16 protein-coding genes are annotated in these 14844 nt (G+C 43.8%); 4 read left to right on the top strand and 12 right to left on the bottom strand.

What is annotated here, in order from left to right; translation table 11 throughout:
- The first annotated feature begins 3 nt into the window (after positions 1-3).
- Positions 4-1278, top strand: a complete 1275-nt coding sequence (aroA, locus tag G5B12_RS05505; protein ID WP_148446999.1) for a 3-phosphoshikimate 1-carboxyvinyltransferase — start codon at positions 4-6, stop codon at positions 1276-1278.
- A gap of 253 nt (positions 1279-1531) precedes the next feature.
- Positions 1532-2518 (top strand): 2-hydroxyacid dehydrogenase, encoded by a 987-nt coding sequence (locus tag G5B12_RS05510; protein WP_174087875.1) that lies wholly within the window; start codon positions 1532-1534, stop codon positions 2516-2518.
- 95 nt (positions 2519-2613) lie between these two features.
- Here G5B12_RS05510 and G5B12_RS05515 read toward each other — a convergent pair whose 3' ends face one another.
- Both G5B12_RS05515 and G5B12_RS05520 read right to left on the bottom strand, forming a co-directional pair.
- A complete protein-coding gene (locus G5B12_RS05515) occupies positions 2614-3123 on the bottom strand; it encodes a ribonuclease domain-containing protein (RefSeq protein ID WP_021978090.1) in 510 nt (169 codons plus the stop codon).
- Positions 3124-3126: 3 nt separating this feature from the next.
- Positions 3127-3972: a deoxyribonuclease IV gene (locus tag G5B12_RS05520; RefSeq protein ID WP_118064494.1), complete on the bottom strand. Its 846-nt coding sequence runs from the start codon at positions 3970-3972 to the stop codon at positions 3127-3129.
- Positions 3973-4143: 171 nt separating this feature from the next.
- On the opposite strand from G5B12_RS05520, the gene G5B12_RS05525 reads away from it, so the two are divergent.
- Entirely contained in the window at positions 4144-5682 is a 1539-nt protein-coding gene (locus tag G5B12_RS05525; RefSeq protein ID WP_174087876.1) for a CapA family protein, read from the top strand.
- A gap of 82 nt (positions 5683-5764) precedes the next feature.
- On the opposite strand, the gene queA is transcribed toward G5B12_RS05525, so the two are convergent.
- From queA to G5B12_RS05565, 8 genes are all read right to left on the bottom strand, one after another.
- Positions 5765-6790, bottom strand: a complete 1026-nt coding sequence (gene queA, locus G5B12_RS05530) for a tRNA preQ1(34) S-adenosylmethionine ribosyltransferase-isomerase QueA (protein WP_021978093.1) — start codon at positions 6788-6790, stop codon at positions 5765-5767.
- A 2-nt stretch (positions 6791-6792) separates the two neighbouring features.
- Complete coding sequence (gene trmD, locus G5B12_RS05535) at positions 6793-7545, bottom strand: tRNA (guanosine(37)-N1)-methyltransferase TrmD (protein ID WP_021978094.1); 753 nt, start codon at positions 7543-7545, stop codon at positions 6793-6795.
- A complete protein-coding gene (gene rimM, locus G5B12_RS05540) occupies positions 7546-8052 on the bottom strand; it encodes a ribosome maturation factor RimM (protein WP_021978095.1) in 507 nt (168 codons plus the stop codon).
- Between the two features lie 60 nt (positions 8053-8112).
- Positions 8113-8343, bottom strand: coding sequence for a KH domain-containing protein (locus G5B12_RS05545; RefSeq protein WP_015525219.1), 231 nt, complete (start codon positions 8341-8343; stop codon positions 8113-8115).
- Between the two features lie 56 nt (positions 8344-8399).
- Positions 8400-8645, bottom strand: coding sequence for a 30S ribosomal protein S16 (gene rpsP, locus G5B12_RS05550; protein ID WP_015525220.1), 246 nt, complete (start codon positions 8643-8645; stop codon positions 8400-8402).
- Positions 8646-8690: 45 nt separating this feature from the next.
- Positions 8691-10043: a signal recognition particle protein gene (gene ffh / locus G5B12_RS05555; protein ID WP_021978096.1), complete on the bottom strand. Its 1353-nt coding sequence runs from the start codon at positions 10041-10043 to the stop codon at positions 8691-8693.
- A gap of 3 nt (positions 10044-10046) precedes the next feature.
- The gene (gene ylxM, locus G5B12_RS05560; protein ID WP_021978097.1) at positions 10047-10370 is read right to left on the bottom strand and encodes a YlxM family DNA-binding protein; all 324 of its coding nucleotides are present in this window, start codon (positions 10368-10370) and stop codon (positions 10047-10049) included.
- Positions 10371-10566: 196 nt separating this feature from the next.
- Entirely contained in the window at positions 10567-11562 is a 996-nt protein-coding gene (locus G5B12_RS05565) for a uroporphyrinogen decarboxylase family protein (protein ID WP_021978098.1), read from the bottom strand.
- A gap of 200 nt (positions 11563-11762) precedes the next feature.
- On the opposite strand from G5B12_RS05565, the gene G5B12_RS05570 reads away from it, so the two are divergent.
- Entirely contained in the window at positions 11763-13301 is a 1539-nt protein-coding gene (locus tag G5B12_RS05570; protein WP_021978099.1) for a PucR family transcriptional regulator, read from the top strand.
- A gap of 78 nt (positions 13302-13379) precedes the next feature.
- Here the strand turns inward: G5B12_RS05570 and mscL are convergent, their stop codons facing one another.
- Entirely contained in the window at positions 13380-13799 is a 420-nt protein-coding gene (mscL, locus tag G5B12_RS05575; RefSeq protein WP_255493884.1) for a large conductance mechanosensitive channel protein MscL, read from the bottom strand.
- A 4-nt stretch (positions 13800-13803) separates the two neighbouring features.
- Positions 13804-14628 (bottom strand): TrmH family RNA methyltransferase, encoded by an 825-nt coding sequence (locus G5B12_RS05580; RefSeq protein WP_021978101.1) that lies wholly within the window; start codon positions 14626-14628, stop codon positions 13804-13806.
- Positions 14629-14844: the final 216 nt, after the last annotated feature.

Genomic DNA, 14844 nt, shown 5'->3' on the forward strand with positions numbered 1-14844 from the left:
ATTATGGAAATCAAAAAAGCAAAAAAATTATCCGGTTCTCTTTCTATTCCCGGAGATAAATCCATTTCTCACAGAGCTGTTATGTTCGGCTCTCTCGCAGAAGGCACTACCAGGATCTCAAACTTTCTGGAAGGTGCCGACTGCCTCTCCACCATTTCCTGTTTCCGGAAAATGGGCATTAACATAGAAAATACCAAAGGCGAGATCCTGGTTCACGGAAAAGGCCTCCACGGTCTCAGCGCTCCAGCAGAGACTCTTGATGTAGGCAACAGCGGTACTACCACCCGCCTCATCTCCGGAATCCTGGCAGGACAGGATTTTGTATCAGAACTTACCGGCGATGCTTCCATCCAGAAACGCCCCATGAAACGGATCATGACTCCGCTTTCCCAGATGGGGGCAGATATCATCAGCCTTGGCGGAAACGGATGTGCACCGCTTAAGATCTCCGGAAAAAAACTCCATGCCATCCACTACAATTCTCCGGTAGCGTCTGCCCAGGTAAAATCCTGTGTACTCCTTGCCGGAATGTATTCGGACGGCATTACCTGTGTAACAGAGCCGGTTCTCTCCAGAAATCACACGGAGATCATGCTGAATTACTTTGGCGCTGATGTAACATCAGAAGGAACAACTGCATTCATCAAGCCAGATCCTTCTCTTTACGGACGTGAGATTCTGGTTCCGGGCGATATCTCTTCCGCTGCTTATTTTATCGCAGCCGGCCTTCTTGTTCCCAACAGCGAGATCCTTCTGAAAAATGTGGGGATCAACCCGACCCGTGACGGTATCCTCCGTGTATGCAAAGCCATGGGGGCAGATATCACCCTTCTCAACGAAACCACAGAAGGTGAGCCTACTGCTGATCTTCTGATCCGCTCCTCCGCTCTTCACGGAACCACAGTAGAAGGTGCCATCATTCCTACTCTGATCGATGAACTTCCGATGATCGCTGTTATGGCAGCTTTTGCAGAAGGAACCACTGTTATCCGGGATGCACAGGAACTCCGTGTCAAAGAATCCGACCGTATTCAGGTTATGACCGAAAATCTCCGGAAAATGGGCGCAGATATCCAGGCAACGGAAGACGGCATGATCATCCATGGCGGAAAACCTCTCCACGGTGCAGAGATCGATTCTCATCTGGATCACCGTGTAGCCATGTCCTTCGCAGTAGCAGGCCTTCTCTCAGAAGGAACACTTTCCATCAAAAATGGTGAATGTGTCAACATCTCCTATCCGGAATTCTATTCCGATCTTTACAGTCTGGCAGAATAATTATCAGATATACAGACAGAGAGCATTTTTGTGTACTATTGCATCTGTTCTATCAGATGGAAGTACCTGAAAATGCTCTCTGTTTTTTGCATTTTTTTATATTTCGTATATTTTTTATCTGTTATGGATATTATAATTCCAAAATAAAATCATTTTTTTGATAAACTTTATCTATTTCCCCACTTTTCAAATTTCTACAGTTATGGTATTATTTGTCCGGAAAATAAAAGATTTCCAGAGAGGAGCAACGATTATGAAAATTTTGTTTTATGACACCAAGAGCTACGATAGAGAATTTTTTGAGAAGCTGCTTCCATCCTATCCAGGTATTGAGATTAAATTTATTGAAGCAAATATCCATGAAGAAACCGCAGCTCTTGCCCACGGCTACGATGCCATCTGTGCATTTGTAAATGCAGATCTTGGTGCGCCTGTTATCGAAGAACTTCACCGCCAGGGTGTAAAACTGATCCTGATGCGCTGTGCAGGATACAACAATGTTGATCTGGAGACTTCTGCAAAATGTGGAATTCAGGTAGCACGTGTTCCTGGTTATTCTCCGGAAGCAGTTGCCGAACACGCTATGGCACTGGCACTCACCGCCAACCGCCACACCCACAAAGCCTATATCAAATGCCGTGAAAACAACTTCGCCCTGAACGGTCTCATGGGCGTAAACTTTTATCAGAAAACTGCCGGCATCATCGGTACCGGAAAAATCGGCCAGGCAATGGCAAAAATCTGCCGTGGCTTCGGTATGAAAGTAATCGCTTATGATCTTTTCCCAAATAAAAATCTTGACTTTCTGGAATATGTTTCACTGGACGAACTTCTTGCCACCAGCGATCTGATCAGTCTGCACTGCCCGATGACTTCGGAAACAGAGCATCTGATCAACTCCGAAACCATCGCCAAAATGAAAGATGGCGTGATCCTTGTAAATACTTCCAGAGGTGGACTGATCAAAACGGACGACCTGATCGCAGGTATCCGTGATCATAAATTCTTTGCCGTTGGTCTGGATGTTTATGAAGAAGAATCCGCCTATGTATATGAAGATATGTCAAGCAGCATTCTTCCTACTTCCACGATCCAGCGTCTTCTGTCCTTCCCGAATGTTACAATGACTTCCCATCAGGGATTTTTCACAGTAGAAGCACTGACAAATATTGCTGAAACAACCCTGGAAAATGCAAAAGCGTTTATGGATGGGGATGAAATGAAAAATCTGGTTCACTGATTTCCAGAACCTTTATAGAAAAAATGTCCCGGACCATTGCACTTAACGATGATCCGGGACATTTTTGTCAACTCTTAAATGTACACCTGTATTTCCTAATAAATTTCCTCAAAAGATTTTCCATCATCTTCTGTATAATATACACGCTTTCCATCCTGTGTATAGATTAATTTCTGTTTTCCCTCAGGATCCAGACTGCACTGCTGGTAAGTAACACCTTCTTCTACCGGAAGCATACTATCTGCATTCTCATAATTCTCGGGAGTTAAATTCGACGGCGCATGGCCATACTCATAAATATACTGGGCAACATCATTTTTGTCCGTATACGTTCCTTTTTCATCCATTTTGTTTTCTGCAGCGTGATCTGTACTTTCTGTGCTGTCTTTCTCTGAAGAATCCTGCGCCTGCTCCATCTCCTCTTCATCCATCGCAGTCATTTCATCATCACTGTCCTCATCCATGGCTTTTAATTCATCGTCTGTCAACGGCTCCATATCATTCTCAAAAGCAGCTTCATCATACGTCTGCTTCTCCTTACAGCCACCCAGCATCAGAATCGCAGCACCAGTCAGTGCCAAAAGAAATAGTTTAAACTTTCTCATGAATCAATCTCCTTTCATGGCATATCGTTCTCTCAAAAGTGTAATTTCTCTTTTCCATCCCTCATCATCATTTGGCGTCTCCAGTATAAAAGGAACTCCCTTAAGTGCCGGATGACACACCACCTCTACAAGCGCATCCAGACCGATTTCTCCTTCGCCGATCTTTGCGTGACGGTCTTTATGACTTCCCAGTCCATTCATGCTGTCATTAAGATGAACCGCTTTCAGTCTGGTAAGTCCGATCACCTGGTCAAATTCTGTCAGTACTCCATCCAGATCATGTACAATGTCATAGCCTCCATCCCAGATGTGACAGGTATCCAGGCAGACCCCCAGTTTGTCTTTTCTCTCCACGCGGTCAATGATCTCTTTCAGTTCCTGAAACGTTGATCCCACTTCTGATCCCTTGCCGGACATAGTTTCCAGAAGAACTGTGGTACTTTGTTCTTCTGTAAGAACATCATTGAGAATTTCTGCAATTTTTGCAATTCCAGCTTCTATTCCCTGCCCTACATGGCTTCCGGGATGAAAATTATAATAATTCCCCGGTGTATACTCCATGCGTTTCAGATCATCTGCCATAATCTCTCTGGCAAAATCCCTCAGATTTTCTTTTGCCGCACAAGCATTCATTGTATATGGCGCATGAGCTACGATCTTACCGAAATGATGCTCTCTGGCAAGTTCCAGAAACTTTTCCACATCTGCCGGATCAATCTCTTTCGCCTTACCGCCTCTTGGATTTCTGGTAAAAAATGCGAACGTATTTCCTCCGTTTTTTACCATCTGACGTCCCATGGCTGCATAGCCTTTGGATGAACTTGTATGATTTCCGATATATAATACCATTTTTTTCTGATCTCCCTGTATTTTTTATTTACAGCAGCTTAAAGCCACAATTGTGTTGCCTTGTCCATTATAGCAAAAACTCTTTTTTCTGCAAAGTCCGGTATTCATTCTTTACATTACTTCCAATTCTTCCTATAATAAATGTATCTTTACATATGAAGGAGAAAAAGTATGGCAAATGATAATCGAAAGCTGCCGCACAGACATGATCCGGAACTGGCACGAAAAGAAGCACTCCAGGCCAGACAGACACATACACATCGTTCCGGTCAGAAAGAAAGCGGCCATCGCCAAACCACTTCGCGGGTAAACAAACGTCCGTCCACACACAGTTCTGCCACATCCCGCAGAAAAAACATCAAAAAAAATTCCAGATATCAGCAGGTACGACGTCAGAAAATGATGCTTGCGGGAGGAGGATTTCTGATCTTGCTTCTTGTAATTATCTTCTCTGCCCGCTCCTGTATTTCTTCCAGAAAAGCCGCCGAAGCTGCTGCCATCCAAAAAGCACAGGAAGCCGCCCAGGCGAAAAAATCCGAAGAAACCGCAAAAGCAGCTCAGAAAGATCCTGTTTCACTGACCATCAGTGTTGTAGGCGACTGCACCCTTGGTACAGACGAAACCTTTGATTATGACACAAGTCTGAACGCCTATTATGACAGCAACGGAAAAGATTACTTTTTCCAGAATGTAAAAAGTATTTTTTCAGCTGATGATCTGACCATCGCCAATTTTGAGGGAACACTTACGGATTCGGATACCCGTGAAGATAAAACATTTGCATTTAAAGCACCTGCCGAATATGCACAGATCCTAACCAGTGGTTCCATAGAAGCCGTAAATACTGCCAACAATCACAGTCATGATTACGGAGAGCAGAGTTACACGGACACACTGACTGCTCTGGATAACGCAGGGATCATCCATTTTGGCTATGATGATACTGCAGTTATGGACATCAAGGGTGTTAAAGTCGGACTTGTGGGAATTTATGAACTGAAAGACCATCTTGGCCGTGAACAACAGCTGAAAGATAATATTGCCAAAGTCAAAGCAGACGGCGCAGAGCTTGTTATTGTAATCTTCCACTGGGGCAATGAGAGCGAAACTGTTCCGGATACCAATCAGATGACTCTCGGACGTCTGGCCATTGATGAAGGTGCGGACCTGGTATGCGGGCATCATCCACATGTACTTCAGGGAATTGAAACTTACAAGGGCAAAAATATCGTTTACAGTCTTGGAAATTTCTGCTTTGGCGGAAACAGCTCGCCAAGCGATATGGATACCATGATTTTTCAGCAGACCTTTACCATCACCTCCGACGGTGTACAGGCAGATAATGTAACAAATATCATTCCCTGCTCCATTTCTTCTGCAGACGGTTATAACAACTATCAGCCAACCCCTGCTACCGGCGATGAAGCCACCAGAATCAAATCCAAGATTGATGAACGCAGCGCAGCGATTCCAACAGCAGATTCTACAGCCAAATCCTCTGGCGATACAGGCAGTTCTGATACTGTTTCTGCAGATGACGCATCCGGAAGCACTGATACTTCCGATGAATCTGAATCGGATACAGACTCTGATTTTTCAGATGAATCGGATGGTTCGGATTACGATACTTCAGAAGATTATGATACCTCGGACGAAGAAGATTACAGTTCCGATGAAGAGGCAGATTTTTCAGATAACAGCGATGAATAGATAAAATAAAATCCTGACAGATATTGCATGATCCATGCAAAAATCTGTCAGGATTTTTATATGAAAGATAATTGTAATTTTGTTACTCGATCATCATGGCATCACCAAAACTGAAGAAACGGTATCTCTCCTTCACCGCCTCCTCATAGGCAGCCATAATATGCTCTTTTCCTGCAAGGGCAGAAACCAGCATCAGCAGCGTGGACTCCGGAAGATGGAAATTGGTGATCAGTCCATCGATTGCTTTGAATTTATAGCCTGGATAGATAAAGATCTCTGTCCATCCGCTTCCGGCTTTTACGATTCCGTCTTCTCCTGTTGCAGACTCCAGGGTACGGCAGCTGGTAGTTCCCACGGAAATCACTCTTCCACCGTTTTTCTTTGTATCATTGATCAGTTTTGCCTGATCTTCTTCCACAATGTAAAATTCCGAATGCATATGATGTTTCTCCACATCATCCACTTTTACCGGTCGGAACGTTCCAAGGCCTACATGTAAAGTTACATGGGCAATATTCACACCCATTTCTTTTACCTTCTCAAGAAGTTCCGGTGTGAAATGCAGTCCTGCAGTCGGTGCTGCAGCAGATCCTTCATTTTTGGCATACACGGTCTGATAACGGTTTTTGTCTTTCAGCTTGTGGGTAATATATGGCGGCAGCGGCATTTCTCCCAGCTGATCCAGAATTTCCTCAAAAATTCCCTCATAATGGAACTGGATCAGGCGGTTTCCCTCATCTACAATATCGATGATCTCACCTTTTAAAATGCCATCGCCAAAAGTTATTTTGGCACCCGGACGTGCCTTTTTGCCGGGCTTTACAAGACACTCCCAGATATCATTCTCACGGCGTTTCAGAAGCAGGATCTCGATCAGTGCTCCTGTCTCCTCCTTATGTCCGTAAAGACGTGCCGGAATAACTTTGGTGTCATTGATCACAAGGCAGTCTCCCTTATGCAGGTAATCCAGTATATCGGTAAAATGACGATGCTCGATACTTCCGTCTTTCAGGGACAGATGCATCAGTCTGGAAGAACTTCTGTCCTCCAGCGGGTCCTGAGCAATCAGTTCCTGCGGCAGGTCATAATAAAAATCTGATGTTTTCATAATTATTTTTCCACTTCCTCTTTCCATTGTTTGCGAAGCCTGCGGACCTCGTTCCACTCTTTGTTTGTAAGATCGGCCTTTGGCAGCAGATCCGGTCTCCATTTGGCAGTACGGATAATAGACTGCTCTCTTCTCCATTTATCCACATTTGCATGATGTCCGGAAAGCAGCACCTCCGGAACTTTTTTTCCATGCCATTCTTCCGGTCGGCTGTACTGGGGATATTCCAGAAGATTTCCGGAAAAAGATTCCGTCTCTCCGGATTCCTGATTATTCAGAACACCTGGTACCATTCTGGAAATGGAATCCATCATAACCATAGCCGGAAGTTCCCCACCAGTAAGTACATAATCACCGATAGAAACATAATCCGTCACAATTTCTTCCAGAACACGCTCATCAATTCCCTCATAATGACCGCAGAGAAAAACCAGGTCTTCTTCCAGTGCGAACTCTTTCGCCATATTCTGGTTGAAAGTTTTTCCCTGAGGAGTAAGAAAGATCACACGTGGTTTTCTTCCGATGCGCTCTACAATGGATTCATAGGACAGATATACCGGTTCTGCCTGCATTAGCATTCCGGCACCGCCGCCATATGGATAATCATCTACCTTCTGGTGCTTGTTGAAGGCAAAATCCCGGATATTGATCGCTTCCAGTGATAACAGTCCCTTTGTAATCGCACGGCCTGTAATACTTGTGTTCATTCCGTTCTCGATCATTTCCGGAAACAGTGTAAGTACATGATAATTCATTTAAACAAGCCCTTTCATCAAATGCACAGTCATGGTATTTTTTTCCACGTCTACATCAAGAACACAGTCATGGATCGCCGGAAGCAGAACTTCCTCTCCATCCACACGATCTACGATATAAACATCATTGGCACCGGTCTCCATAACATCGCGGAGTACTCCGAATTTCTCCCCATTCTCCAGAAGTACATCCATTCCGATCAGATCTGCCACATAATATTCATCCTCGCCAAGCTCCTGTGCTTCCTCACGCGGAATCCAGAGATCACGGCCTTTATACATTTCAATATCATTGATATTATCAACGCCTTCAAACTTCAGGATCGCAAGATTCTTAAAGAATTTTACATTCTGAATATTCAGTCTGCGAAGTTCTTTTCCTGTATCCAGAAGCACATATTCAATATCAAGAAAACGCTCTGCATCATCCGTTGTTGGAAAAACCTTTACTTCACCACGGACACCATGCGTTGTTGTGATAACTCCTACTTTTAATAAATCTTCCATTTTTGCTCCCTTTCAGAGTAAAAACAGGAGCCATGGAATCCACAGCTCCTGTCTCATTTTTCATTGCAGAATATCTACAATCACTTTTTTGCTGCTTTTTGAAGAAGCCGCTTTCACAACAGTACGGATTGCCTTGGCAATTCTTCCCTGTCTTCCAATGACCTTACCCATATCGGCCGGTCCGACTTTCAGTTCAACAACAATCGCGTCGTCTTTCTCAGTCTCAGTAACGACTACCTCATCCGGATTTTCAACAAGAGATTTTGCAATTACTTCTACAAGTTGTTTCATTACATACCTCCTTGCTCTGCCCTTACGGGGCCCACAGATCTTAAATCTGTCAGGTATTATTTCTCGATTCCGGCAAGTTTAAGAAGCTTAGCAACTACTTCTGTAGGCTGAGCACCAGCTGCAAGCCATTTCTTAGCTGCCTCTTCGTCGATTTTGTATACGCTTGGGTCAAGGTTCGGATCATATGTTCCGATCTCTGCGATACATCTTCCGTCACGTTTGCAGCGGGAATCTGCTACTACGATTCTATAGAAAGGTGCTTTCTTCTGTCCCATTCTTCTTAATCTGATCTTAACTGCCATTTTTGTTTTCCTCCAATTATCTTTCTAAAAATTTATTGTTGTTTATTAAAAGGGAAGCTTAAAGCCGCCTCTTTTTCCCATATTCATCTTGCCGCCTGTTAAGCCCGGCATCTGTTTCATCATCTTCTTGCTCTGCTCAAACTGCTTCACAAGACGGTTTACTTCTGTGACATCCACGCCTGCACCTCTGGCGATGCGGTTCTTACGGGATATGTTCAGAATGTTCGGATTGCTTCTCTCCTGAGGTGTCATGGAAAGGATGATGGACTTGGTACGATCCATAGCTTTCTCATCGATCATGCCCTCGATATCTTTCATCTTGCCGCCCATTCCAGGAAGCATGTTCAGGATACTGGAAATACCACCCATTTTGTTCATTTGCTCCATGCTGGTAAGATAGTCATTAAAGTCGAAGTCCATTTTCTTCAGCTTCTTCTGCATCTCCTGGGCCTGTTCCTGATCCACAGATGCTTCCACCTTCTCGATCAGGCTCATCACATCGCCCATACCAAGGATTCTGGAAGCCATACGTTCCGGATAAAACTGTTCCAGGTCCGAAAGCTTCTCTCCCATACCAACATAGAAGATCGGTTTGCCGGTTACGGCTTTAATGGAAAGTGCAGCTCCACCTCGTGTATCACCGTCCATCTTGGTCAGGATCACGCCGTCAATGCCGACTTTATCAGAAAAGTTCTGCGCTACATTCACCGCATCCTGTCCTGTCATGGCATCAACTACAAGCACTGTCGCATCCACATTCACATTTGCCTTGATATTCTCAAGCTCCTGCATCATATCTTCATCAATATGAAGACGTCCTGCTGTATCGATCAGTACAACATTCTGCTGATTGGATTTCGCATGCTCGATAGCTGCTTTTGCAATGTCCACGGGATTCTGCTTGTCTCCCATGGAAAAGACCTCGACGCCCTGCTTCTCACCATTCACCTGCAGCTGTGTGATCGCTGCGGGACGGTAAACATCACAGGCCACAAGCAGTGGTCTCTTTCCTTTGGATTTCAGTTTGCCTGCCAGCTTGGCAACCGTTGTTGTCTTACCTGCACCCTGGAGGCCGACCATCATAAGAACGGTAAGATCCATTCCCGGTTTGATCGGAAGTTCTGTTGTCTCACTTCCCATCAGATTGACCAGCTCGTCATTTACGATCTTGATCACCATCTGTCCCGGATTCAGACCATTCATAACATCCTGTCCGATAGCCTTTTCCTGAACAGATTTCGTAAACTGCTTAACGACCTTAAAGTTAACATCCGCTTCCAGAAGTGCCATCTTAACTTCTTTCAGCGCAACCTTGACATCAGCCTCTGTAAGACGGCCTTTGCCTTTCAGCTTTTTAAATACATTCTGCAGTTTATCTGTTAAACTCTCAAATGCCATTGATCATAACTCCTCTAATATCACATTGGAAATCGCCGCAATATCTTCGGCGTGGTACTTGTCAGCCAGTTCATGGATCTTCATAACCTGACTGCGGATGTTCAGGAATTTCTCGACCAGATGGAGTTTCTCTTCGTATTCCTCCAACGTCCGATTGCACCGTCTGATCATATCATGTACACCCTGTCTGCTGATGCCAAGTTCCTCAGCAACTTCACTTAAGGAATAATCCTCAAATACCACACTGGTGTACACCTGCCGCTGCCTCTCTGTCAGAAGCTCTCCATAAAAATCAAATAAAAAAGTCTGCTCTACAAATTTCTCCATCTGTAATCACCTTGGCTATCATACACGATTCCGGCATGCCTGTCAAGGGTTTTTGCTTTACAAATTTATTTTTTCCAAAATTTCACAGAAAAAAGGCCGGGAAAGCGCTTTTCTGCTGAGTTTTGCAGGCTTTTCCGACCTTTTTTTATTTTATTTTCTTCCTATTATATAGTTATATAGGCCAATCTGAATTCGATCAAAACATTTCTTTCGTCATTTTATCGATTTCCTGATCTACTGCCTCATAAACACCTGGGATGCAGGAAAAATTCAGGCCATGGGTGGTACATGGAATAAAATGAAGTTTACCACAGTCTCTGCAAAGCTGATCGGTTGCTTCTTCAATCATTTCCTGATTCCAGTCAAAACGATCTACTTTACCATTATCGATACCGCCCATAAATGTGATATCTTTTCCATATTCTTTGATCAGTTTTGGAAGATCATTGACTGACATACATCCCTGCCATACATCAATTCCCATCTCGATCATTGTTGGAACCAATGTTGCACTGTAACTGTCATTGTGATGAATGATCAGTTCTACCCCGTGATCATGGTAATAGCCATAAATACGTTTGTAGGAATCCATAAAGAATTCACGGAACATGTCCACACTGATAAATGTAGATTTCTGTGTTCCCCAGTCATCATGATGGAATACAACATCCGGTTTCATATAGGTACAGATCTGCTCTGCCCATTTCAGTTCCCACTCTGTAATATATTCGATCAGTTCATGCATGGCTTCCGGTTCTTCGTAAAAATTCATCATAGTATTCTGAATTTCACAGAGATAATGGCACATCTCAAAAACTCCCGGTGCGATCAGTGTGGCAACCATTGTTTCATTCCTATCAATTCCGGCAATGGTCTCCTGGCATGCTTTCCAGTCTTCTGCTGTGTAATTGATATCCGGTGCTTTTACATATTTTTTCCATTCTGTGATATCCGGGCATACCAGATGTTCGGGATCATGAAGTGGAAACGCTCCTGGCGTTCCTGCCGGCCAGGAATTATAATATCCCCAGCCACATTTTACTGTTGGTGCACCAGGTCCTTCCGGCATCATCGGATACTGCTGCTGATAGGGAGTATTCAGAACAAAGGTCAGTCCCTCATACTGTTTTACAAAACGATCCGGATTTCCTCCACGGATTACTTCCATCATATTCTGTCTTTTTGTTAACATAAAAACACCTCCGCTACGTTATTATGCAGGAAAGCCTTTTTTCCGCACTTGTTTTGCTACACCCCAATATAAAAGGCTTATTTCTGCACTTGTTTTTTCTTTATGATTCTATTATACTGAAAATCAGAAGAATCACAATTCCACATAATATGGTGATTATTTCTATTTTTTCCTATAAAATATAGGAAGGAGGATTTTCTTTGAAACTCAGTGCAAAAATCATCTGTTATCACTTACAGAAATCATTTTCCATACATACATCCAGGCTGGATACATTTCCCACGCTTTCCTGCCCTTCCTGTTTTGAAAAAAGCATGCCTCTTCAGGATGGACGTGTTTACCTCATCACAGATCCGGATTTTCAGCCAACTTTTCATCATCCCAAAAATATCCTGTTCCTGATGATCGGAAAAGCTTATCAGAATTACGAATTATCCCAGCCAAATATGTGTATCATCCCTGAAGACCTTCCTGTTAACACTGTTTTTAATAAACTTCAGGATATTTTTATCCTTTATGACCAGTGGAATCAGTCTCTGATGGAGTCCCGTCTTCGAAACGCTTCTATTCAGGAGCTTCTGGATCTTACCACTTCCATCATTCCAAATCCAATGATGCTGATCGGCATGGATTTTACCATCATTGCTTCCAGAGGCTGGGACCTGGGTGATCTCTCCAATTCCGTTCTGGGTTCCAGCGAAAATTCCTGGGATATTGTGGACAGTCTGAAGCAGGACCCTCATTACGAGGAAGCATTTTATAAAACTGGTTATTTTTATTATCCGGGAAATGGCCTTACGGTTCCTTCTCTCTGTGTAAACATTTCCAACAATGACAAGGCCGTATACAGACTGATGTTTTCCGGAGGTGAAGTTCCTCTGGATGACACCTTTGGTTTCGTCCTGGAGTACCTTTCCCAAATGGTATCTCATGCACTTTCCACAGGTATCATGCACAACCGGGATAAAGCTTTTCCTCTGCATCAGATTTTTATATCCATCCTGACAGACCCTGGAGCTGATTATGTAAAAGTCAGCCAGCAGCTGACAAATGTGGGGTGGCTTTCTTCCCATATGTATCAATGCATCCTGATCCAGACCGGGCTGATCGATCAGAAAAATCTGACCCTCAATGCCATCTGCAATTATCTGGAAAATACGATCCCGGCAAGCTGCGCTACCGAATATAAAGGAAATGCTGTGCTTTTTATCAATCTGGATCTCTGTACTATGACCGTCCAAGAAATTTCCGATAAGATTGAAGGCTTTATCAAAAGCAGCATGCTAAGCGCCGGATACAGCAGGAAGATGCTCGGGCATTTCAATTTCCACCGTCAATACACACAGGCTTCTGTCACTTTACAGGTTGGCAAACGCAAAAACCCCGCAGAAAGTATCCACTATTTTAACTCCATCGCTCTGCCCTACATCCTGGAACAGGCTACCAGAAAACTTCCTGCTTACATGATCTGCCACGAAAAGCTTCTGTCACTAAAATACAAAGATGAGGCAAAACAATCTCATCTCTATGACACACTGCGTTGTTTTCTGGAACACAACCAGAACATTGCCCATACTGCCAGCGCTTTATTTATCCACAGAACTACTCTTCTTTACCGTCTGGATAAGATCAAAGCATTTCTGGATTCGGATCTTACAGACAGAGATGAAATCCTTTATCTGCTGCTTTCTTTTCATCTGATGGATATGGAAGAAGAAAATCAGAACACAAACGCATAAAAAAAACGGGAAATCTCATGCATACCATAATATGCTTCCTGATTTCCCGTTTTTTCTATGTAAAGCGGATATTCTCTTTTATAATTCTTCCTTTTTTTCTTCGTTCAGAATTGAAGTACAGTGTGGGCATCTTGTAGCCTCGATGTCGATCTCACTTCTGCAGAACGGACATACCTTCGTAGTTGGTGCAGGCTCTTCCTCTTTTTTTGCTCCGATAGAAGTGATCTTGTTTACCGCCTTCAGAAGACAGAAAAGAATAAATGCCATGATCACAAAATTGATCACTGATGAGACAAAGGATGAAGCAAATCCGGATACATCCTTCAGTGTATACGTTGCTCCTCCTGTAAGCACATTCAGGATCGGATTGATAAAGTTGTCGGTCAGTGATGTTACGATACCTGAGAAAGCACCTCCAATGATCACACCAATAGCCATGTCCATGACATTTCCCCGCAATGATCTTATAAAAGAATACGTTCTTCCTGTCCGGCACATTTTTTTAATGTTTCCCCAATTGCCAGAATGCCACCGCACTGGCTGCAGCCACATTCAATGAATCTACTCCATGGGCCATGGGAATGCATACCGTATAGTCACAGTCCGCAATGGTCTCTGAGGCAAGTCCATCTCCTTCCGTCCCAAGAACAACCGCCAGTTTTTCTTCCGCCATCAGATGGGGATCGTCAATATCAAAAGAATCCTCCTTCAGTGCCATGGCTGCGGTCTTAAATCCCATTGCCTTCAGCAGCCGGATGCCTTCGGTCTTCCACTCTGTCTTTTCATCAAAAAACGTCCATGGGATCTGAAATACAGTTCCCATGCTGACACGGATCGCACGGCGGTACAGGGGATTGCTGCATCCTGGCGTTAACAGGACCGCATCCATTCCAAGAGCCGCCGCAGAACGAAAAATCGCGCCGATATTAGTAGGATTTACCACATTTTCCAGAACCGCGATCCTGCGGGCATTTTTGCAGATCTCATCAATCCCCGGAAGTGCCGGCCGGTGCATGGCACAGAGCATTCCTCTTGTCAGCTTAAAACCGGTCAGCTGTGTCAGAACATCAAATTCTGCTGTATAAACCGAAATGTCTCCACATCGCCGGATCAGCTCCTTTGCTTCTCCCTCAATATGTTTATGTTCCACCAGAAAAGAAATCGGCTTACATCCGGAATCCAACGCCCGCTCAATAACTTTCGGGCTCTCCGCGATAAAGATTCCCTTCTCAGGCTCTGCCCGGTTCAAAAGCTGTATCTCGGAGATCCTGGCATATACATCCAGCTCCGGTGCGTTAAAATCTGTGATTTCTATGATATTTGACATGATTGTTTTCTCCTGTTCTGTCTTCCTGTTTCTATCTGTTTATTGTAGCAGAATATCTTTACAAAAGAAAGCCAGGTGTTATTTAACCCCACGACAAACGCATGAATGGTTAGCAACTGCAAATTCTATTTTTTTCTACTTTTTAAGCTTCTAAAAGCTCTTCTAAATACTTAATTGGACGCAAACTTACTACGAACCTTTTCTTTCTCATTGACA

The organism is Blautia sp. MSK.20.85, from assembly GCF_013317245.1.
Classification (GTDB): domain Bacteria; phylum Bacillota; class Clostridia; order Lachnospirales; family Lachnospiraceae; genus Blautia_A.